Here is a 19,689-nt window from a genome sequence, read left to right as displayed (position 1 = left end):
TGAACAGCCTCGATCCTTGTGGGAGCGGGCTTGCCCGCGATGAGGCCGGTACAGCCACCTCAAATACCGCAAAGCTCTCGCAAAAGCCCAGTATCCAAATGCTTCTCCACCAGATCCGCCAGCCGCTCGATATCCCGCTCGCGCAACCCGTGGTAATCCACTTCCTGCACATCCTGCAAACCCGCCCAGCGCAGCAGCGCACTGCACGCTGCCGGGGATTCAAACAGGCCATGCAGGTAGGTGCCGAAAATCTGCCCGTCAGCGCTTTGCGCGCCATCGCAGCGACCATCGTCCAGCTGCACGGCAGCGTTTTCCAGCGCCGGCCCGGTGGTCACCCCGGCATGAATTTCATAGCCGCTGACCTCGGCATCTTCCAGCACCAGACGACCGCGCACATTGCGCAATTGCTTCTCTTCTTCAAGCTGTGTTTCGAACGCCAGCAAGCCCAGACCGACACTGGAACCCGGCGCCCCTTCGAGGCCCAGCGGGTCATGCACCTGCTCACCGAGCATTTGCAGACCGCCGCAAATCCCCAGCACTTTTCCGCCGTAGCGCAGATGACGACTGATGGCCGTGTCCCAGCCATTGGCGCGCAAATACCCGAGGTCGCTGCGCACGCTTTTTGAGCCGGGAAGAATGATCAGATCGGCCGGAGGAATCGCCTGGCCGGGGCCGATGAATTGCAGGTCCACTTGCGGATGCAGGCGCAGCGGATCGAAATCGGTATGGTTGCTGATGCGCGGCAGTACCGGCACCACCACTTTCAGCACGCGCTCAGCCTTGTCGGTCTGGCGCTGATCGATGCCGTCCTCGGCTTCCAGGTGCAGATCCATCACATACGGCAATACGCCGATCACCGGTTTGCCGGTGCGCGCTTCCAGCCAGTCCAGCCCCGGTTGCAGCAAGGCGATATCGCCGCGAAAACGGTTGATGATGAAGCCTTTGACCCGTGCCTGTTCGGTCGGCGACAACAGGTCCAGCGTACCCACCAGATGCGCGAACACCCCGCCGCGATTGATGTCGGCGATCAGCACCACCGGGCAATCCACCGCTTCGGCAAAGCCCATGTTGGCGATGTCGCCGGCACGCAGATTGATCTCGGCCGGCGAGCCCGCGCCTTCGACCATCACCACCGGATAGGCCGCGCTCAATCGTTGATGAGAGGCCAGCACCGCTTGCATGGCGATGGCTTTGTAGTCGTGATAGGCCACTGCGTTCATCGTCGTGACCGCGCGACCATGAATGATCACTTGGGCGCCGGTATCGCTGTTGGGTTTGAGCAGCACCGGATTCATGTCGGTGTGCGGCTCAAGGTTGGCTGCCTGGGCCTGCACCGCCTGGGCGCGACCGATCTCGCCACCGTCGGCGGTCACGGCACTGTTGAGCGCCATGTTCTGCGGTTTGAACGGTACGACGCGCACGCCCTGACGCGTGACCCAGCGACACAACGCCGTCACCAGCGTGCTTTTACCGGCGTCGGACGTGGTGCCCTGCACCATTAACGTGGTCATCGGGATTCCTTGACGTAGGCTTGAAGCGCTTGCTCGAGGCGCTGCCAATCGGCCTCAACCGCAGGCAAGCCGAAACGCACGCTGCTGTTGTGGGCGAACAACCGCAGCAAGATGCCACGTTGTGCCATGAACTCGTGAAGCCCTTCGGCACGCTCGGTGATCAGCCATTGAAACAACGCGCAGCCACCCTGCGGCTGGAAACCATACTGCCCGAGCAAAAGCGCTAGGCGTTCGCTGGCCGCTTCGCTGCGCACTCGTTGCCTTGCGTGGCCTTCGGTGTCCAGCAAACAGGCTTGGCCCAACACCCGTGTCGGCCCGCTGACCGCCCAGGGCCCAACCTGCTCGGCGAGCAATTTGAGCAGCTTGCGTTCAGCCAGCACAAAGCCCAGCCGCACACCGGCCAGGCCAAAAAACTTGCCGAAGGAACGCAACACAATCAAGCCGACCTGATGGGCAAACGGCGCCACGCTCAACTGCGGCGTGTTGTCCATGAACGCCTCGTCCACCACCAGCCAGCCGCCGCGCGAGGCCAGCCGGGCATGCCAGTCGAGCAGACGGCTCGGGGTCAGGCTCAGGCCCGTCGGGTTGTTCGGGTTGACCACCACCAGCACGTCGAGGCTGTCGATATAGAAGTCGACTTCCTGCTCCAGCACTTCGCGCACGATGTAGCCATTGCGCCGCCACGCTTGCGCGTGTTCGGCGTAACACGGCGACAGCACGCCGACCTTGCCGGCCCGACGTAAGCGCGGCAGCAACTGGATGGCCATTTGCGAACCGGCGACCGGCAGCACCTGGGCAGCGCCGTAATAGTCGCAAGCTGCCAGCTCCAGACCGTCATCGGTTTCCGGCAAGCGCGCCCAGGCCCGCAGCGGGATGTCCGGGATCGGGAATGGCCACGGCGCGAGGCCGCTGGACAGGTCCAGCCAATCGGCCTCGGCAATGCCGTATTCGAGCGCCGCCTTGCGCAAGCGGCCACCGTGCTCAAGCATAGAATTCAGCTCCCACGCAGAGAATCAGCAGCCATAACCATACCCCGCGCTGGACTAATTGCCAGCCACGGTCGATGGAGTCGGCGTCCGCTGGCACACCTTCGCCCAGTTGTGGACGCTGATGCAGTTCACCGTGATAGATCGCCGCCCCGCCCAACTCGACGCCCAGTGCACCGGCACCGGCCGCCATTACGGGCCCGGCGTTCGGGCTGTCCCAGGTCGGGCCCTGGGTGCGCCAGCATTTCAACGCCAGTCGGGTTTTGCCCAGCAGCGCGTAGGTCAACGCCACCAGGCGCGCCGGAATGTAGTTGAGGACATCGTCGATTTTCGCCGCGGCCCAGCCGAAACGCTCGAAGCGTTCGTTGCGATAACCCCACATCGCATCCAGGGTGTTGCTCAAGCGGTAGAGCACCACGCCGGGCGCGCCGGCCACCGCAAACCAGAACAGCGCCGCGAACACCGCATCGCTGCCGTTCTCCAGGACGGATTCAGTAGCAGCGCGGGCGACTTCGGTTTTATCCAGCTCGCTGGTCTGACGGCTGACCAGATAGCCGACACGGGTACGCGCCTCCTCCAGATCATCGCTGCGCAAGGCCTTGGCCACCGGTTCGACGTGCTCACCGAGGCTGCGCATGCCGAGGGCGCAATAGAGCGCGAGAATCTCGACAACCCAGCCCACATAAGGCGCCCAGGAAAACGCCGTGGCCAGCAAGGTCAGCGGCAACACCGCAATCACCCAGGCAGTGACGCCATGACTGCGCCAGCCACGGCCCTCACCATTGAAACGTTGCTCGATGCGATCGGCAAAACGGCCGAACGCCACCAGCGGATGCCAGCGTTTGGGTTCACCCAGCAGCGCGTCCAGCGCGACCGCGGCGACACTCAATAACGCCACACTCATTGACTCACTCCCCAATAATTTTCATACAGCAACTCACTGAGCGGACGCGCCTGCGCCCACCCTTCGAGTACCAGCATCGGCGCCGGATAGAATTCCTTGACCGGACCCAGGCAAAGAACTGCCAACGGCTTGGCCCCGGACGGCAAACCCAGCAGATCCGCCAACGCTTGCGGCTCGAACAGCGACACCCAGCCCATGCCCAGACCTTCGGCACGGGAGGCCAGCCATAGGTTCTGGATCGCGCAGGACAACGACGCCATGTCCATTTCCGGCAAGGTGCGACGACCGAAGATGTGGCGCTCGCGATCGTCCATCAGCGCGGCAACCAACACCTCGGCGCAGTCGTTGATGCCTTCAACCTTGAGCTTCATGAATTCGTCGGTGCGCTCGCCGAGGGCTTCAGCGGTGCGGATGCGTTCTTCTTCCACCAACTGCTGGATCTTGCCGCGCAGGACTCGGTCGCTGATGCGGATGAAACGCCAGGGCTGCATCAGGCCTACGCTTGGCGCCTGGTGGGCGGCTTCGAGCAGGCGTCGCAATAACTCGGGCTCGACGGTGCCGCCGCTGAAGTGGCGCATGTCGCGGCGTTCGGCAATTGTCCGATACACCGCTTCGCGTTCGGCTTCGGAAAATGCGTTGTCGGTCATGGCCTCTTCGCGGGCAAGCCCGCTCCCACAGGAGATCGCATTTCCTCAGGTATTACACCGCCCACTGTGGGAGCGACGGTGCGACGATTCGACTTGCTCGCGATGGCGGCCTCATGGTCCGGCGCAAACAATGCTGCTATAGCAGTGGGATTGGACGGAAAATAAAAATGCACATAGGAAGCCGTCATCCGCCCCTCACGATAAACCGCCTCCGCCCCACGCCCGCCATTCGGGCTCAGCCCACGAGCAATCGGCTCAAGCTCGGTGCTGGTCAGCGAGTGGTGATACGTATGCCCGCGCAACGAACCTTCCGGCAACTCCACCGCTTGCAACGCCAGCGCTGCCAGACGTTTCTGCATCACCGCATCACCGGCCAGCAAACCGACCAGTTCAGCGCGAATGCCTTCGACGTCGGTCAACGAATCAAGCAGGTACAACATCCCGCCACACTCAGCGAGCAAAGGCTTGCCGGCGGCATGATGGGCGCGGATCGCATTCAGCATCGAGGTGTTCTGTGACAGCGCCACATGGTGCAATTCTGGATAACCGCCTGGCAGATAAAGGCTGTCAGCCTCCGGCAAATCAGCTTCGCGGATCGGCGAGAAGAACAGCAGTTCGGCGCCCATCGCTTGCAGCAAATCCAGGCTCGCGCCGTAGGTGAAGGCGAACGCTTCATCACGGGCCACCGCGATTCGCACGCCTTTCAATAGCGGTTCAGCGACAATCGTTTCAGGCGCCGCGAATTCCACGGCGGGCGGCAGCGTCACATCGCAACTGCTGGCCAGCGATTCGGCCGCCGCATCGAGGCGCAGGTCGAGATCGTTCAACTCGCTGGCCTGGACCAGACCGAGATGACGACTCGGCAATTCGATTCCGGTCTCGCGCGACAACGCGCCGTACCAGCGCAAACCTTCGGTCAGGCTGCCTTCGAGCAATTGCGCATGACGCAACGTGCCCACACGGTTGGCCAGCACACCGGCAAACGGCAAGTCCGGCTGATACTTCGCCAACCCCAACGCCAGCGCACCAAACGTCTGCGCCATGGCCGTGCCGTCGATCACACCGAGCACCGGCACACCGAAGTGCCGCGCCAGGTCGGCGCTGGACGGCGTGCCGTCGAACAGCCCCATGACGCCTTCGATGAGGATCAAATCTGCTTCACCGGCGGCTTCCCACAACAGTCGACGACTTTCCTGTTCGCCGACCATCCACATGTCCAGTTGATACACCGGCGCACCGCTGGCGCGCTCGAGAATCATCGGGTCGAGAAAGTCCGGGCCGCACTTGAACACGCGAACCTTGCGCCCCTGATTGCGATGCAAACGGGCCAGCGCGGCGGTGACGGTGGTCTTGCCCTGACCGGAGGCCGGCGCGGCGATCAGCACCGCCGGGCAATGACGTGGCTGATTCACAGCTCGACGCCTTTTTGCGCTTTGATCCCGGCCTGGAACGCGTGCTTGATCACACCCATTTCGGTGACCGTATCGGCCAGCTCGATCATCTCCGGCTTGGCGCCGCGACCGGTGACCACCACGTGTTGCATCGGCGGACGCGCCTGCAAGTCAGTGAGCACTTGATCGAGGTCGAGATAACCGTGCTTGAGGGCAATGTTCAACTCATCCAGCACCACCAGACCGATCGACGGATCGCGCAGCAATTCACGGGACACTTCCCAGGCAGCTTCGGCGGCGGCGATGTCACGCTGGCGGTCCTGGGTTTCCCAGGTGAAGCCCTCGCCCATCACATGAAAACGCACCTGCTCCGGAAAGCGGCGGAAGAACAGCTCTTCGCCGGTGCTGTTGCGGCCCTTGATGAACTGCACCACGCCGCACTGCATGCCATGGCCCATGGACCGGGCGAGCATGCCGAAGGCCGAGCTGCTCTTGCCTTTGCCATTGCCGGTCAGCACCAGCAGCAGGCCGCACTCATTCGGCGAGTTGGCGATGCGTTCGTCGATCACGGCTTTTTTGCGCTGCATGCGCGCCAGATGGCGTTCGTCACGATCGGGGGAATCAGTCATGGGGAGCTCTCCGTTGAGGCTGGATAACGGCGGGCAGGCACAAGAATAGACGGCAAGAAGCCTGGCATCGCCCACCGTGATGCCGTTGGATGAATCAGGCCGGTCTCCGGGCTCATGAGCGGCTTGCGCCGGACTGCGCGCCTTCCCATGTCGTCGACACAGTGGCTCAAGGCGCAGTCTTCACTCATTTACCGTTGCGGGGGCAGCGCCGGGATCATGACACTTCGTCGCTTGAAGGTAGTCACTCACCGGCTTCCCTGTTTCACTCTGTCGGCCACCGCCACAGAGCACCTGAAACAAGCCGCGAAGGTTAGAGGGTTGGGGGTGGAGCGTCAATTGAAGACAAAGCGCGGGCGAGCGATATACTGCCGCCGATTAATTTTCTGACACCCGACTTGCACCACACTGTCAGCAGTGATATCAACGCGCCACAACCCAACATCACAATTACAAGGGTAAGCAACATGCAAGGCATGATCATCAGCAATCCGAAGCTGGAATTCCTGCGGCCGGTGCTGGAACGCTGGTTTGACTGTATCGACCGCTACAACGTCGTGCGCGGCGATAACGATACCCCTTACTGGTACGACGAAAAAGCCAATCTCGGCCTGCTCTCCGCCGCGGCCTGGATGGCGGAAATGGTCACGCTGCAACAAGCGCCGACGCGCAAGCAGAACGAAGAAGGTGAACGCAACGGTCGCGCCGACCTGCTTATCGCCACTCCTGAAGCCACCGCCGAACAACGCGCCTACCTTCAAGCCACTCAACGCTGGCCGCGGGTCAATAGCCTGAACCTGACTCAGGCACTGCAGGAGATCACCAGCGAGGCCAAGCGGATCAGCTACGCCAGCGACCTGAAACTCGGTTGCCTGTTCGTTGCGCCGCAAAAAGCTCAGCAGAGTGCTACACCGGAAGAACTCCAGGACATGCTCGACGACCTGCAAAAGGAACCCAGCTGCGCCGTAGCCTGGTATTTCCCGTACGCCTACCGCAAGCTGCGCAATGAAGCCGGCAACTACCATCCCGGCATCGCTGTCCTGCTCAAGGAAGCCCGCGGCTGACGGGTTGAACCATCGAACGTCTACTCTTCTCTATGATTACGTCAATGCATTCATAGGGAAGATCAGTAATGCGCAAACCCCAGCTCGTTTTCATCATCGCGCTCGCCGGAGGGCTCGCCGCCTGTGGTGAAACCTCCAGCCTGCAAGTCTCGGACGGCACAGGCCCGTCGCCCAAGCTGCCAGAACCGAATAAAACCCTGATCCCGACGGTGAACATCGCCCCGGCGATCGGCTGGCCTGAAGGTAAGAAACCCGTCGCCGCGGCAGGGACTCAAGTGGCGGCATTTGCCGAAGGGCTCGATCACCCGCGCTGGCTTTACGTGCTGCCCAACGGCGACGTGCTGGTGGCCGAAACCAACGCGCCACCGAAACCCGATGACGGCAAAGGCATTCGCGACTGGGTCATGGGCAAGGTCATGGGGCGTGCCGGTGCCGGCGTCCCCAGCCCGAACCGCATCACGCTGCTGCGGGACAAGGACCACGACGGCATCGCCGAAACCCGCACGGTGTTCCTGGAAAACCTCAACTCGCCGTTCGGCATGACCCTGGTCGGCAATGACCTGTACGTCGCCGACACCGATCGTCTGCTGCGCTTTCACTATGAAAACGGCAACACGGCGATCAAGTCGCCGCCGATCAAGGTGGTCGACCTGCCGGGTGGTACGCTGAATCACCACTGGACCAAAAACGTTATCGCCAGCAAGGACGGCAGCAAGCTGTACGTCACGGTCGGCTCCAACAGCAACGTCGGCGAAAACGGCCTGGATCAGGAAGAAGGTCGCGCGGCGATCTGGGAAGTGGATCGTGCTACCGGTAATCACCGGATCTTCGCCTCGGGGATTCGCAATCCAAACGGCCTGGCCTGGGAACCTCAGACCGGCGCACTGTGGACGGCGGTCAATGAACGTGACGAAATCGGTAGCGATCTCGTGCCGGACTACATCACTTCAGTGAAGGACGGCGGGTTCTACGGTTGGCCCTTCAGCTATTACGGCCAGCACGTGGATATTCGCGTCGAGCCGCAAAACCCGGATCTGGTAGCCAAGGCCATTGCGCCGGACTACGCAGTCGGCCCGCATACCGCGTCGCTGGGCCTGTCGTTTGCCGAGGGCAACACACTTCCTGCGCAATTCAAGGAAGGTGCCTTCATCGGCCAGCACGGCTCGTGGAACCGCAAGCCGCACAGTGGTTATAAAGTGATTTTCGTCCCGTTCGCGGGCGGTAAGCCGACCGGGCAACCGATTGATGTGCTCACGGGTTTCCTCAATGCGGATGAGAAAGCCATGGGCCGGCCTGTGGGCGTGGTGATTGATCAGCAGGGAGGCTTGCTGGTGGCCGATGATGTGGGGAACAAGGTGTGGCGGGTGTCGACCGCGAAGTAACTGCAACACACACCTAACCTGTGGGAGCGGGCTTGCCCGCGATGAGGTCGGCACATTCAACATCGATGCTGCCTGATCCACCGCAATCGCGGGCAAGCCCGCTCCCACAAGGACCGCGTTTTAGCGTTTGCGGCAGAGCGTCAATCCATCCCCCAACGGCAACAACGACAGATCCACACGAGAATCATCCTTCAAGGCGCGATTGAGCGCCTGGATGGCTCGAGTGTCTGTGCTCTCAGGATTTTGCTCAAGCACCCGCCCGCTCCACAGCGTGTTGTCGAACACCGCCAGTCCGCCAACGCGCAGCAGACGCAGTGCATGCTCCAGATAGCCTGGGTAATTGGCTTTGTCGGCATCAATGAAGATCAGATCGAACTGCCCAGGCTGATCCAGCTTTGCGAGGGTTTCCAGCGCAGGCGCCAGACGCAGATCGATGCGATTGGCGAGGCCCGCCTCCTGCCAGTAACGGCGTGCGATCGAGTTGTAGTCACCGGGGATATCACAGCAGATCAGCGAACCGTCCTCCGACAACGCAGCAGCCATGCACAAGGCGCTGTAACCGGTGAACGTGCCGACTTCCAGCAAGCGTTTTGCGCCAGTGAGTTTGACCAATAACGCGAGGAACTGCCCCTGCTCCGGCGCCACCTGCCAGCGCGCCATGGGTAGCGCCTGGGTTTCGTCGCGCAAGCGCTTGAGCAGCGGCGTTTCCCTCAGGGAAACGTCGAGCAGGTATTGATACAGGGAATCGTCGAGATTAAGAGTGCGGGCGGTCATGACGACCTCTGCGAACTAGGGATTACGCGCCAGGTGCTCTGGCTGCAGAACACGCTTGGCACTCAGATAAGCCTTCTGCCAGTAAGCCTTGGACAAGCTGTCCAGCTTCACCGTGCCGCCAGTGGCTGGCGCGTGGACGAAGCGGCCTTCACCGACGTAGATACCGGCATGGCTGACCTGGGAGCCGCCATTGGTGGCGAAAAAGATCAAGTCACCGGTTTGCAGGCCTTCCTTGCCGACGCTGGCCGCCTGCATGCTGATCATTTCGCGGGTGGTACGCGGCAGGGAAATGCCGGTGACGTCACGGTAGACGTAACCGATCAGGCCGCTGCAATCAAAGCCCGAATCCGGCGTGTTACCACCCCAGCGATACGGCGTGCCCACCAGGCCGAGCGCGCGGAACAGCACGTCTTCTGCCTCGGGGGAAAAGGGTTGCGGGTTACCGAAAACAATGGGGGCGCGAACCACCGTCGCAGGAGGCGGTGTGCGACTGGCGCAAGCGCTGAGCAGGGCTGCGAAGAGCATGATGGTGAGGCGGGCCGACATCGTCATTAGCAGAACATCCTGATCTGGCTGCGGCTTTTTCTGCCGGGAAGACAGAAAAGAAAACCGCCTGCGCAGGACGCAGGCGGTTTGCCATCAATAATAGATCTGGATTCTAGCGGCTATGGGCCAAACTTCAAGTAAGACTTTAAGTTCGCCTTACAAGTTGTCCGCCTACTACGTTGCGCAGAGGCCTTTTGTCGCCACTGACGTGGCGACAGGCTGAAGAATTACTTGCGGGCGGTGACCACGGTCGGGGCCATCGCGAGTGCGCGCTTGGCTTCGATGAAGGTCTTGCTCCAGTAGCTGTCGCCCAGGCTATCGACCCGGACACCACCGCTTTTGCGGCTGCTGGAGTGGATGAACTGGTTGTCACCCAGGTAGATCCCGGCGTGACTGACACGACCGCGACGACCATTGGTGGCGAAGAACAGCAGGTCACCCGGCTTCAGCGCGCTGCGAGCAACCAGCGGAGCGTTCACGTTGATCATTTCGCGAGTAGAGCGCGGCAGGTTCATGCCGGCTTCTTCACGAAACAGATAACCGATGAAACCGCTGCAATCGAAACCGGCTTCGGAGGTGCCGCCGAAACGGTAACGGGTACCGATCAGGGACATGCCACGCTCGAGGATGCTGTCGGCCAGAACCGGAAGCTGGTAAGACTTGCCATCGGCGAAGTTTGCCAGTTCTTTATCGGTGGCCACGCCGTCCTGGTAAAGATCTTCCTGGAAAAGAACGGAAGAGGACTGGGCGGTAACTGAATTCTTGACCTGCTGTTGTTGCTCTTGCTGGGTCACTGGGGAGTGAGCAGCGCAACCGAACAACAGGGTAACGAGTGCGAGAGGCACGAGGGGTGCGAAGCGCTTTAGCATGGGCACGACCGTGGCTGATAGTTGTAAAGAAGCCGAGACTATGCCCGCTATCATCCTCATTTGCAAATTCAATCGAACTTTATGTGACTTCCTGGTTCCGCGTTTACATCTAAGCGCTTAAGCCCCTTTTAGACGCCTGCGCAGCCTACAACTTGTAGGAAAGCGGATTTTCTGACGCCTGAAATATGCCAAAACCCCTGCCAGGCTTGAGTTTTACCAGCCTAATGTTTCTTTCAGGAAAGGGATCGTCAGCTTGCGCTGAGCTTGAAGGGAGGCCTGATCGAGGCGCTCAAGCAGCTCGAACAGCGCGCTCATGCTGCGGGTGCCGCGAGTCAAAATAAAGTGCCCGACTTCATCGGTCAGGTGCAGGCCGCGACGGGAAGCACGCAGTTGCAAGGCGCGCAATTTGTCTTCGTCCGAGAGCGGACGCATCTGGAAGATCAGCGCCAAAGTGAGACGAGACTTCAAGTCCGCCAGCTTCACCGGTAGTTCGCGCGGCGAGGTCGATGCCGCAATCAGCAGACGCCGGCCGCTGTCGCGCAGACGATTGAACAGATGGAACAGCGCCTCTTCCCAGTCCGCCCGGCCGGCGACCGCCTGTAAATCATCGAGGCAGACCAGTTCGTATTGTTCGAGGTTGTCGAGAATGGAGATACCGCGATCCAGCAGCTCGGCCAACGGCAGATACACCGCCGGCTCCCCCAGTTGCTCGAAGCGCAGGCAGGCGGCCTGCAACAAATGCGTACGCCCTACCCCGTCCTTGCCCCAGAGATAAATCAGGCTTTCGGTCCAGCCGGCGTCGGCTTCGCATAGCCGCTCGACATAGCCGAGTGCAGCGGCATTGGCGCCTGGGTAGTAATTGATAAAGGTAGCGTCATCACGCAGACGCACACCTAGGGGCAGCTGAATCGGTTTCATGCTGACTGAACAGTTCCAAAGGAACCGTTAGTGGCCTCTGTGTAAAGTTTGCGAAGTTTATACCCGTGAGGCGGGTCGCACAATGCGACAGACCACAAGCAAAATCAAAGGTTTGCGTTAATGCCCTGGTTTTATGACAGTTTCTTTGGCGGCGCATGTGACAGTAGCGCGAGGGATACGGGCCAACCTGGCAAGAAACCAGGCCGCCCGCCGTGAGACGTCAACGCCCCTTATAGTTCAGGTTCGTCGGCCCCACTGTAGATATCCGAATCTTTATACAAATCATGCACATGGCGCACCAGCACCATGATCACCGCCGCCACCGGCAACGCCAGTAATATGCCGGTAAAGCCGAACAGCTCGCCCCCCGCCAGAATGGCGAAGATCACCGCCACCGGGTGCAGGCCGATGCGATCGCCCACCAGCAATGGCGTCAGCACCATGCCTTCCAGCGCCTGTCCGACCATGAACACGGCGACGATACCGACCATGGGATACAGATCGCCACCAAACTGGAACAGGCCGGCAACCAACGCCGCACCGATCCCGATCACAAAGCCCATGTACGGCACGATCGCCGCCAAACCGGCAATCATGCCGATCAGCAACCCTAACTCTAGCCCTATCAACATCAGGCCCGCCGAGTAGATCACCCCCAGCGCCACCATCACCAGCAATTGCCCGCGCACGAATGCACCCAGCACTTCATGGCACTCACCGGCCAGGGTCACGACGCGCTCTTCGTTTTCACGGGGCAGCAGGCTGCGGACCTTGGCCATCATCAGGTCCCAGTCCCGCAGCAGGTAGAAACTCACCACCGGGATCAGCACAAGGTTCGCCAGCCAGCCAATCAACGCCAGCCCGGAAGCCGTCGCCTGGCTCAGCACCACCCCGACAATGTCGGTGGTCTGGCCCATGTGCTCGCTGATCGCAGCCTTGAGCTTGTCGAACTTCCAGAAATTATCCGACAGTCCAAATTTCGATTGCGCCCACGGCAGTGCAGTGTGCTGCAGCCAGTCGAGCATCTGCGGCGCCAGCTCATACAAGCGAAACAGCTGTTTGGCGAGCATCGGCACCAACACCAACAGCAACGTCGTGAAGATCAAGGTGAACAACGCGAACACCGCCACCACGCCCCAGGTACGCGACAGACCAGCTTTTTCCAGCCGATCCACCAACGGGTCGAACAGATAGGCCAGCAACAACGCGACCAGAAAGGGCGTCAGGATCGGATGCAACAACCAGACAAACACGCAGAGCAGAACCACTCCACCCAACCAGAACCAACGCCGCGTATCGGCCATGTACCACTCCATATGCTTCTATATAAAGAAAGAAAACCTTACCAACGGAATCGCAACTGCGGCACCCGTGCCGGCGTTGGTGCGACCACAGGCGCCGAACCCTCGGCCATCGGTTGCACAGGCGCTACCGGAGCTGGCGCCTCACCGGCCGGCACCTCTTGCAACTTCGCCAGGGACAGCTGCGAGCGTAACTGCTCGGCGCTGCCATTGACCCGATAGAGAATGCGCTCACCGTCGACACTTTGCAGGCGCGCACTAAAAGGCTCCAGCAAGCGCCCAAGGGCGGCGTAGCGTTCCAGGTTCATGCCCTGCACTTCCAGCAATTGTTCGCCCGAAGCCCCCGGTTTGACGACAAACCGCGGCGCCAGTCGCTCACTGACGGCCAGCATCACTGCATCAGCCACAGCGGCCTGGTCCGCACCCTGCACGCTGCCCGCCTCCTTCTTGTCGCCCAGCCACAAATTCCACTTGGCCTGCCACTGGCCGCCCTCTTCCCGGGCATGCACCGCGAGCAAGCCATCAGCGTTGTAACGGTCCGATGCACCGCGCAGTGGGGCTGCATCCGTCCCTTCAAGATTCGGCGCGGTAGCGACCAGTTGTTCACTCAGGTCGGCCAACGGCAGACGCAACGGCAGACCACGGTGTTGTGCCGCGCGACGCAACGGCGCGGCGCTGGCCTGACCATCACCCACCAGGCTCGAACCCTCGGCGGAGTCGTTCAACCACCAACTCAGGATCGACGGCCGATTAGCCCCCCACAAAGACAGACCGGCACGACGCAAGGCTTGCTCGGTGGTGGCCGGGTCGAAATCGACCTTCAGCACTTCCGGTGGGCCGGCGTCGAAACCGTATTGGCTGATAATCTGTTGCGGGTCTTTGCGCAGCGCCGCCAAGCCCGGACTTTGCACAGCTTTGGGATCACCGGTCAGGCGCAGCACCAGCGTATCGAGTGCGCGCTGGGTCGCCTGATCGCGTTCCTCGGCTGACTGACTGCTGACAGGCTCGCGCACTTGATACAGGCCTTTGACGTTTTCGGCCTGACTCGCCAGGCTGACCAGAGACAAACAGCCCGCAAATAAAAATTTAGAAAAAAAACGCATGGAAGATTCCTGACGACAAGAGCGGCTGGAACAGACCGCATGAAGATGATCGAGCAAGGCTGTGACCACGTCCCTGCGCAAAACATTCACCACGATCTGACTAAGTTTTCGCACTGCCATAACGATAGACGGTTAATCGCGATACCTTATACAGCCATCGGGGACGTGACCAACACGGGCAATAACGGTTTTTTTCGGCCGATATGCCCCTGCCGTCGGCGTGAGGATGGCCGCTGCCCCTCAAGCCTGATAAAATCGCGCGCCTTCGCAGACCGGCAACAGCCGGGCACCCTGAAATTCGCGGACGGCACTCGCCTTCGTCTGTTTCGGCGGTCCCACTGGACTCGGTCGTTACCCCTGAATCCCCCCTAAAGGCCTGGATCATGAGCAAGCAACCCTCCCTGAGCTACAAGGACGCCGGTGTAGACATCGACGCCGGTGAAGCATTGGTCGAACGCATCAAGAGCGTCGCCAAGCGCACTGCGCGCCCGGAAGTCATGGGCGGCCTGGGCGGTTTCGGCGCCCTCTGCGAAATCCCGGCCGGCTACAAGCAGCCCGTGCTGGTTTCCGGCACCGACGGCGTGGGCACCAAGCTGCGCCTGGCACTGAACCTGAACAAGCACGACAGCATCGGCATCGACCTGGTGGCCATGTGCGTGAACGACCTGGTGGTCTGCGGCGCCGAGCCGCTGTTTTTCCTCGACTACTATGCCACCGGCAAACTCAACGTCGAAACCGCGACCCAGGTCGTGACCGGCATCGGCGCTGGCTGTGAGTTGTCCGGCTGCTCCCTGGTCGGCGGCGAAACCGCTGAAATGCCTGGCATGTACGAAGGCGAAGACTACGACCTGGCCGGCTTCTGCGTCGGCGTCGTGGAAAAATCCGAAATCATCGACGGTTCGAAAGTCGCTGCCGGCGATGCCCTGCTCGCCCTGCCGTCTTCCGGCCCGCACTCCAACGGCTACTCGCTGATCCGCAAGATCATCGAAGTGTCCGGTGCCGACATCGAAAACATCCAGCTCGACGGCAAACCGCTGACCGACCTGCTGATGGCCCCGACCCGCATCTACGTGAAGCCGTTGCTCAAGCTGATCAAGGAAACCGGCGCTGTAAAAGCAATGGCCCACATCACCGGTGGCGGCCTGCTGGACAACATCCCGCGCGTTCTGCCAAAAGGCGCACAAGCGGTGGTTGACGTTGCGAGCTGGACCCGTCCTGCCGTATTCGACTGGCTGCAAGAGAAAGGCAACGTCGACGAAAACGAAATGCACCGCGTGCTGAACTGCGGCGTTGGCATGGTCATCTGCGTGGCTCAAGAGCACGTTGAAACTGCGCTGAATGTCCTGCGTGAAGCCGGCGAGCAGCCTTGGGTCATCGGTCAGATCGCCATCGCTGCCGAAGGCGCGGCTCAGGTTGAACTGAAGAATCTCAAGGCTCATTAATGTCCGTCACCTGTGATGTGGTGGTGCTGTTGTCCGGCACCGGCAGTAACTTGCAGGCCTTGATCGACAGCACGCGGACCGGCGACAGCCCGGTCCGCATCGCCGCGGTGATTTCCAACCGCGCCGATGCTTACGGCCTGCAACGCGCCAGGGAGGCGGGTATCGACACCCGCTCCCTGGATCACAAGGCCTTCGAAGGCCGCGAAGCCTTCGATGCCGCGCTGATCGAACTGATCGACGCCTTCAACCCCAAACTCGTGGTACTGGCCGGTTTCATGCGCATTCTCAGCGCTGACTTCGTGCGCCACTACGCGGGTCGCCTGCTCAACATCCATCCCTCGCTGCTGCCCAAATACAAAGGGTTACACACTCATCAGCGCGCGTTGGAGGCCGGCGACACGGAACACGGCTGCTCCGTACACTTCGTCACCGAGGAACTCGATGGCGGACCACTGGTCGTACAGGCAGTAATACCGGTAGAGTTGCACGATTCGCCGCAGAGTCTGGCGCAGCGGGTCCACGTTCAGGAACACCTGATTTACCCGATGGCCGTACGCTGGTTTGCCGAAGGTCGTTTATCGCTCGGTGAACAAGGTGCTTTACTGGATGGAAAGTTACTCGCGGCCAGCGGCCACTTGATTCGAAACTAGGAGATTTTATGCGTCGCGCCCTGCTCTTCGCTTGCGCTCTGTTTGCCCTGCCTTTCGCACAGGCTGCAGAACTTCAACCTTTCTCCGCCAGCTACACCGCCGACTGGAAACAGCTGCCCATGAGCGGCACGGCTGAACGCAGCCTGACCAAGGAAGCCAACGGCGTCTGGAAGCTCAGCTTCAAGGCATCGATGATGATTGCCAGCCTGACCGAAGAAAGCACCCTGACCGTAGACAAGGACACCTTGCTGCCCCAGTCCTACCACTTCGAACGTGGTGGTCTGGGCAAAGCCAAGAAAGCGGACCTGGACTTCGACTGGACCAACAAAATGGTCACCGGCACCGATCGTGGTGATGCGGTAAAGATCCCGCTCAATCGCGGCATGGTCGACAAATCCACCTATCAGCTGGCGCTGCAGCACGATGTGGCTGCCGGCAAGAAAAGCATGAGCTATCAGGTGGTCGATGATGGCGAAGTCGATACCTATGACTTCCGCGTGCTGGGTTCGGAAAAAGTCGACACCAAGGCCGGTCAGATCGATGCGATCAAGGTCGAGCGCGTGCGCGACCCGACACAAAGCAAGCGCATCACCGTGCTGTGGTTCGCCAAGGACTGGGATTACCTGCTGGTCCGCCTGCAACAGGTCGAAACCGACGGCAAGGAGTACAACATCATGCTCCTCGACGGCAAGGTCAACGGCAAGGCTGTCAAAGGCAGCTGATCCGGATTGATCCGAAAATCCGGAATCCGCCAAGGATTCCGGATTTTTTTTGCCTGCTGAAAGTTAAATCCGCGCCAGCGCCTGGGCCAGGTCCGCGCGCAGGTCTTCGACATCCTCGACCCCCACCGACAAACGCACCAACGCATCGCCGATCCCGAGTTGCGCGCGGGTGTCGGCGGGGATGGTGGCGTGGGTCATGATCGCCGGGTGCTCGATCAGGCTTTCCACCCCGCCGAGGCTCTCGGCCAAGGCGAAGATCTGCACACTTTCGAGGAAGCGCTTGGCGCCGGCCAGGTCGCTGTTCAGGTCGAGGGAAATCATCCCGCCGAACCCATGCATCTGCTGTCGGGCCAATTCGTGCTGCGGGTGTGACGGCAAGCCCGGATAGTAGACGCGCGCCACCTGCGGCTGACGCTCCAGCCATTGCGCCAGTTCCAGCGCATTGCTGCAGTGGCGTTCCATGCGCAGCGCCAGGGTCTTCACGCCGCGCAGGGTGAGGAAGGCGTCAAACGGCCCGGCGATAGCGCCCACCGCGTTCTGCAAAAAGCCCAGGCGTTCGGCCAGTTCGGCGTTCTGCCCGACCACCGCGATGCCGCCGATCACGTCGGAGTGACCGTTCAGGTACTTGGTCGTCGAGTGCACCACGATATCGAAACCCAGCTCCAGCGGGCGCTGTATCCACGGGCTGGCAAAGGTGTTGTCGGCCACACAGAGGATGCCTCGCTCGCGGCAGATGCGTGCAATGGCGGCCAGATCAGAAAGGCGCAGCAAGGGATTGCTCGGCGTCTCGACACAGACCATCCGCGTGTCGTCCTGCAACGCCGCTTCGAAGGCTGCCAGGTCGGTCAGGTCGACGTAGCTGAAGCGATGCCCGGCACTGCGCTGACGCACCTTGTCAAACAGTCGGAACGTGCCGCCGTACAGGTCGTTGCCGGAGACGATGTGCGCGTTAGCGTCGAGCAGTTCCAGTATGGTGGAAATCGCCGCCAGCCCGGAGGCAAAGGCAAACGCCCGGGTCCCGCCCTCAAGGTCGGCCACGCAACGTTCCAGCGCAAAGCGCGTCGGGTTATGCGAGCGCCCGTAGTCGAAGCCCTTGTGTACGCCGGGGCTCTGCTGCAAATAGGTGGAGTTGGCATAAATCGGCGGCATCAGCGCCCCGGTGGAAGGATCCGGCGTCTGTCCGGCATGGATCACACGGGTGCCGAAGGCGCGTGGCGCGCCGGATTCATCGTGCTGACTCATGAAAGGGATCTCCGTAAGTGATTGAGCATGTCGACTCGCGTAATCAAGCCGTGGAAGCCCGAGGCATCGGCGATGATCGCCACCAACCCGCGATCGAGCTCCGCCTGCAGCTCGGCCAGACTGGCGTCAGCCGGCAGGGTTTGCAACTTGTCCGTCATTGCGCTAGCCACGGGCTTGCGCAAGTGCGAAGCGTCTTCATGCACGCCCAGCAGAATATCGGACTCGTCGATCACGCCGACCAGCCGCTTTCCGTCTGCCAGCACCGGCAGTTGTGAGACATCCGCCAGGCGCATGCGCTGGAAGGCGGTGAGCAGCGTGTCGTCCGGGCCGACGCTGATCACTCGGCCATCTTCGAAGCGCCGCGCAATCAGGTCACGCAGATCGCCGTAGCGTTTGTATTGCAGCAGGCCCTGATCGTTCATCCACTGGTCGTTGTAGACCTTCGACAGGTAGCGGGTGCCGGTGTCGCAGACGAAGCTGACCACCCGCTTCGGCTCGGTTTGCTCGCGACAGTAGCGCAGCGCCGCCGCCAGCAACGTGCCGGTCGAGGAACCACCGAGAATGCCTTCGGCGCGCAGCAATTGCCGGGCATGGTCGAAGCTTTCCTCGTCGCTGATCGAATAGGCATGGCGCACGCTGGAAAGGTCGGCAATCGACGGAATGAAATCTTCACCGATGCCCTCCACCGCCCACGAACCGGCCTTGCCGAGGATGCCGCTGCGGCTGTACTCGGCCATCACCGAGCCGACCGGGTCGGCCAATACCATTTCCAGGTTCGGCTGCACGCGCTGGAAGAAGCGGGTCAGCCCGGTCAGGGTGCCGGCCGAACCGACGCCGACGACGATGGCGTCCAGATCATGCTGGGTCTGCGCCCAGATCTCCGGCGCGGTGCTGCATTCGTGGGCTAGCGGGTTGGCCGGGTTGTTGAATTGATCGGCGAAGAACGCGTCGGGAATTTCCTGCGCCAGCCGCGCTGCCACGTCCTGATAGTAATCGGGATGGCCCTTGCCGACGTCGGACCGGGTGATGTGCACCTCGGCGCCCATGGCCTTCAAGTGCAAGACCTTCTCGGTGGACATTTTGTCCGGCACCACCAGCACCACTCGATAGCCTTTGGCACGGCCGACCAGGGCCAGGCCGAGGCCAGTGTTGCCAGCGGTGGCCTCGACGATGGTGCCGCCGGGTTGCAGACGGCCATCGCGTTCGGCGGCGTCAATCATCGCCAGACCGATGCGGTCCTTGATCGAACCGCCGGGGTTCTGTGATTCGAGTTTGAGAAACAGTGTGCACGGGCCGGTATCAAAGCGGCTGACGCGCACCAGCGGCGTATTGCCGATCAGTTCAAGCACGGCAGGGCGGGAGTCGTTTGGCATGTCGTTACCTCGCTGCGAGAATCCGCACTGGATGGACAGCAACTCGCGGCGAGTCATCGCGCCAGTCGCCAGTAATGCCTCGCAAGGAACATAGGCAGGGATTGCGCCATCCGCAACCGTGCGCAGCCAATCGGTCGCCTGGCCGCCTGATCGTGTCGCACAAGAAAGTGGAACGCGCCCCCGCAGGAATGCTCTATAACTTCGAAGTCTTTTTTGATCGAATGATTTTTTAGCCTGG

19 protein-coding genes and 1 riboswitch are annotated in these 19,689 nt (G+C 61.3%); of the genes, 5 read left to right on the top strand and 14 right to left on the bottom strand.

The genetic code is table 11. The features are described from left to right. Window positions 1-59: 59 nt before the first annotated feature. The 6 genes from ACYZT8_RS08550 to cobO are packed head-to-tail and all read right to left on the bottom strand — an operon-like array spanning window position 60 to window position 6,068. Window positions 60-1,511, bottom strand: coding sequence for a cobyric acid synthase (locus ACYZT8_RS08550; protein WP_461980328.1), 1,452 nt, complete (start codon window positions 1,509-1,511; stop codon window positions 60-62). Then, window positions 1,508-2,500 (bottom strand): threonine-phosphate decarboxylase CobD, encoded by a 993-nt coding sequence (gene cobD / locus ACYZT8_RS08545; protein WP_461980327.1) that lies wholly within the window; start codon window positions 2,498-2,500, stop codon window positions 1,508-1,510. Before cobD ends, ACYZT8_RS08550 begins: the two co-directional genes overlap by 4 nt. Next, a complete protein-coding gene (cbiB, locus tag ACYZT8_RS08540; protein ID WP_461980326.1) occupies window positions 2,493-3,401 on the bottom strand; it encodes an adenosylcobinamide-phosphate synthase CbiB in 909 nt (302 codons plus the stop codon). The genes cobD and cbiB overlap by 8 nt, the downstream gene beginning before the upstream one ends. Further along, complete coding sequence (bluB, locus tag ACYZT8_RS08535; protein ID WP_461980325.1) at window positions 3,398-4,048, bottom strand: 5,6-dimethylbenzimidazole synthase; 651 nt, start codon at window positions 4,046-4,048, stop codon at window positions 3,398-3,400. Before bluB ends, cbiB begins: the two co-directional genes overlap by 4 nt. Beyond that, window positions 4,045-5,460 carry a cobyrinate a,c-diamide synthase gene (locus tag ACYZT8_RS08530; RefSeq protein WP_461980324.1) on the bottom strand — a complete coding sequence of 472 codons (1,416 nt, stop codon included), beginning with the start codon at window positions 5,458-5,460 and terminating at the stop codon, window positions 4,045-4,047. The genes bluB and ACYZT8_RS08530 overlap by 4 nt, the downstream gene beginning before the upstream one ends. Then, window positions 5,457-6,068 (bottom strand): cob(I)yrinic acid a,c-diamide adenosyltransferase, encoded by a 612-nt coding sequence (gene cobO / locus ACYZT8_RS08525; protein WP_131062200.1) that lies wholly within the window; start codon window positions 6,066-6,068, stop codon window positions 5,457-5,459. The genes ACYZT8_RS08530 and cobO overlap by 4 nt, the downstream gene beginning before the upstream one ends. 80 nt (window positions 6,069-6,148) lie before the next feature. After that, window positions 6,149-6,378, bottom strand: a riboswitch (cobalamin riboswitch). A 154-nt stretch (window positions 6,379-6,532) separates the two neighbouring features. Between cobO and ACYZT8_RS08520 the strand changes: the two genes are divergently transcribed. Together ACYZT8_RS08520 and ACYZT8_RS08515 are read left to right on the top strand one after the other, a co-directional pair. Then, complete coding sequence (locus ACYZT8_RS08520) at window positions 6,533-7,129, top strand: hypothetical protein (RefSeq protein WP_461980323.1); 597 nt, start codon at window positions 6,533-6,535, stop codon at window positions 7,127-7,129. A gap of 68 nt (window positions 7,130-7,197) precedes the next feature. After that, window positions 7,198-8,511 carry a PQQ-dependent sugar dehydrogenase gene (locus ACYZT8_RS08515; protein WP_461980322.1) on the top strand — a complete coding sequence of 438 codons (1,314 nt, stop codon included), beginning with the start codon at window positions 7,198-7,200 and terminating at the stop codon, window positions 8,509-8,511. 120 nt (window positions 8,512-8,631) lie between these two features. Here ACYZT8_RS08515 and ACYZT8_RS08510 read toward each other — a convergent pair whose 3' ends face one another. The 6 genes from ACYZT8_RS08510 to ACYZT8_RS08485 all read right to left on the bottom strand — a co-directional run bounded on the left by ACYZT8_RS08510 (window position 8,632) and on the right by ACYZT8_RS08485 (window position 14,022). Continuing rightward, window positions 8,632-9,285 (bottom strand): O-methyltransferase, encoded by a 654-nt coding sequence (locus ACYZT8_RS08510; RefSeq protein WP_461980321.1) that lies wholly within the window; start codon window positions 9,283-9,285, stop codon window positions 8,632-8,634. A 15-nt stretch (window positions 9,286-9,300) separates the two neighbouring features. After that, a complete protein-coding gene (locus tag ACYZT8_RS08505; protein ID WP_461957863.1) occupies window positions 9,301-9,837 on the bottom strand; it encodes a C40 family peptidase in 537 nt (178 codons plus the stop codon). A gap of 221 nt (window positions 9,838-10,058) precedes the next feature. After that, on the bottom strand, window positions 10,059-10,700 hold the full coding sequence (locus ACYZT8_RS08500) for a C40 family peptidase (protein WP_461980320.1): 642 nt from the start codon (window positions 10,698-10,700) through the stop codon (window positions 10,059-10,061). Between the two features lie 213 nt (window positions 10,701-10,913). After that, the gene (hda, locus tag ACYZT8_RS08495; protein WP_010456804.1) at window positions 10,914-11,618 is read right to left on the bottom strand and encodes a DnaA regulatory inactivator Hda; all 705 of its coding nucleotides are present in this window, start codon (window positions 11,616-11,618) and stop codon (window positions 10,914-10,916) included. 230 nt (window positions 11,619-11,848) lie between these two features. Further along, window positions 11,849-12,922 carry an AI-2E family transporter gene (locus ACYZT8_RS08490; RefSeq protein ID WP_461980319.1) on the bottom strand — a complete coding sequence of 358 codons (1,074 nt, stop codon included), beginning with the start codon at window positions 12,920-12,922 and terminating at the stop codon, window positions 11,849-11,851. A 38-nt stretch (window positions 12,923-12,960) separates the two neighbouring features. Next, window positions 12,961-14,022 carry a DUF2066 domain-containing protein gene (locus ACYZT8_RS08485; RefSeq protein WP_461980318.1) on the bottom strand — a complete coding sequence of 354 codons (1,062 nt, stop codon included), beginning with the start codon at window positions 14,020-14,022 and terminating at the stop codon, window positions 12,961-12,963. A gap of 383 nt (window positions 14,023-14,405) precedes the next feature. Between ACYZT8_RS08485 and purM the strand changes: the two genes are divergently transcribed. The 3 genes from purM to ACYZT8_RS08470 are packed head-to-tail and all read left to right on the top strand — an operon-like array spanning window position 14,406 to window position 16,836. Then, a complete protein-coding gene (purM, locus tag ACYZT8_RS08480; protein ID WP_461980317.1) occupies window positions 14,406-15,464 on the top strand; it encodes a phosphoribosylformylglycinamidine cyclo-ligase in 1,059 nt (352 codons plus the stop codon). Then, the gene (gene purN, locus ACYZT8_RS08475; RefSeq protein WP_461980316.1) at window positions 15,464-16,114 is read left to right on the top strand and encodes a phosphoribosylglycinamide formyltransferase; all 651 of its coding nucleotides are present in this window, start codon (window positions 15,464-15,466) and stop codon (window positions 16,112-16,114) included. Before purM ends, purN begins: the two co-directional genes overlap by 1 nt. Before the next feature lie 8 nt (window positions 16,115-16,122). Then, window positions 16,123-16,836: a DUF3108 domain-containing protein gene (locus ACYZT8_RS08470; protein WP_461980315.1), complete on the top strand. Its 714-nt coding sequence runs from the start codon at window positions 16,123-16,125 to the stop codon at window positions 16,834-16,836. Window positions 16,837-16,899: 63 nt separating this feature from the next. Here the strand turns inward: ACYZT8_RS08470 and ACYZT8_RS08465 are convergent, their stop codons facing one another. Next, a complete protein-coding gene (locus ACYZT8_RS08465) occupies window positions 16,900-18,078 on the bottom strand; it encodes a trans-sulfuration enzyme family protein (RefSeq protein WP_461980314.1) in 1,179 nt (392 codons plus the stop codon). Continuing rightward, window positions 18,075-19,451 (bottom strand): pyridoxal-phosphate dependent enzyme, encoded by a 1,377-nt coding sequence (locus ACYZT8_RS08460; RefSeq protein ID WP_461980313.1) that lies wholly within the window; start codon window positions 19,449-19,451, stop codon window positions 18,075-18,077. Before ACYZT8_RS08460 ends, ACYZT8_RS08465 begins: the two co-directional genes overlap by 4 nt. Window positions 19,452-19,689 lie beyond the last annotated feature (238 nt).

The organism is Pseudomonas sp. LB3P93, assembly GCF_054898025.1.
The sequence above is the reverse complement of the archived record's forward strand: the minus strand, read 5'-3'. Positions and strand labels throughout refer to the sequence as shown.

What these genes read in the sequence shown, in the direction of transcription:
- ACYZT8_RS08550 (WP_461980328.1), bottom strand. Translation starts at nt 1,511, where the DNA reads ATGACCACGTTAATGGTGCAGGGCACCACGTCCGACGCCGGTAAAAGC.
- cobD (WP_461980327.1), bottom strand. Translation starts at nt 2,500, where the DNA reads ATGCTTGAGCACGGTGGCCGCTTGCGCAAGGCGGCGCTCGAATACGGC.
- cbiB (WP_461980326.1), bottom strand. Translation starts at nt 3,401, where the DNA reads ATGAGTGTGGCGTTATTGAGTGTCGCCGCGGTCGCGCTGGACGCGCTG.
- bluB (WP_461980325.1), bottom strand. Translation starts at nt 4,048, where the DNA reads ATGACCGACAACGCATTTTCCGAAGCCGAACGCGAAGCGGTGTATCGG.
- cobO (WP_131062200.1), bottom strand. Translation starts at nt 6,068, where the DNA reads ATGACTGATTCCCCCGATCGTGACGAACGCCATCTGGCGCGCATGCAG.
- ACYZT8_RS08520 (WP_461980323.1), top strand. Translation starts at nt 6,533, where the DNA reads ATGCAAGGCATGATCATCAGCAATCCGAAGCTGGAATTCCTGCGGCCG.
- ACYZT8_RS08515 (WP_461980322.1), top strand. Translation starts at nt 7,198, where the DNA reads ATGCGCAAACCCCAGCTCGTTTTCATCATCGCGCTCGCCGGAGGGCTC.
- ACYZT8_RS08510 (WP_461980321.1), bottom strand. Translation starts at nt 9,285, where the DNA reads ATGACCGCCCGCACTCTTAATCTCGACGATTCCCTGTATCAATACCTG.
- ACYZT8_RS08505 (WP_461957863.1), bottom strand. Translation starts at nt 9,837, where the DNA reads ATGACGATGTCGGCCCGCCTCACCATCATGCTCTTCGCAGCCCTGCTC.
- ACYZT8_RS08500 (WP_461980320.1), bottom strand. Translation starts at nt 10,700, where the DNA reads ATGCTAAAGCGCTTCGCACCCCTCGTGCCTCTCGCACTCGTTACCCTG.
- hda (WP_010456804.1), bottom strand. Translation starts at nt 11,618, where the DNA reads ATGAAACCGATTCAGCTGCCCCTAGGTGTGCGTCTGCGTGATGACGCT.
- ACYZT8_RS08490 (WP_461980319.1), bottom strand. Translation starts at nt 12,922, where the DNA reads ATGGCCGATACGCGGCGTTGGTTCTGGTTGGGTGGAGTGGTTCTGCTC.
- ACYZT8_RS08485 (WP_461980318.1), bottom strand. Translation starts at nt 14,022, where the DNA reads ATGCGTTTTTTTTCTAAATTTTTATTTGCGGGCTGTTTGTCTCTGGTC.
- purM (WP_461980317.1), top strand. Translation starts at nt 14,406, where the DNA reads ATGAGCAAGCAACCCTCCCTGAGCTACAAGGACGCCGGTGTAGACATC.
- purN (WP_461980316.1), top strand. Translation starts at nt 15,464, where the DNA reads ATGTCCGTCACCTGTGATGTGGTGGTGCTGTTGTCCGGCACCGGCAGT.
- ACYZT8_RS08470 (WP_461980315.1), top strand. Translation starts at nt 16,123, where the DNA reads ATGCGTCGCGCCCTGCTCTTCGCTTGCGCTCTGTTTGCCCTGCCTTTC.
- ACYZT8_RS08465 (WP_461980314.1), bottom strand. Translation starts at nt 18,078, where the DNA reads ATGAGTCAGCACGATGAATCCGGCGCGCCACGCGCCTTCGGCACCCGT.
- ACYZT8_RS08460 (WP_461980313.1), bottom strand. Translation starts at nt 19,451, where the DNA reads ATGCCAAACGACTCCCGCCCTGCCGTGCTTGAACTGATCGGCAATACG.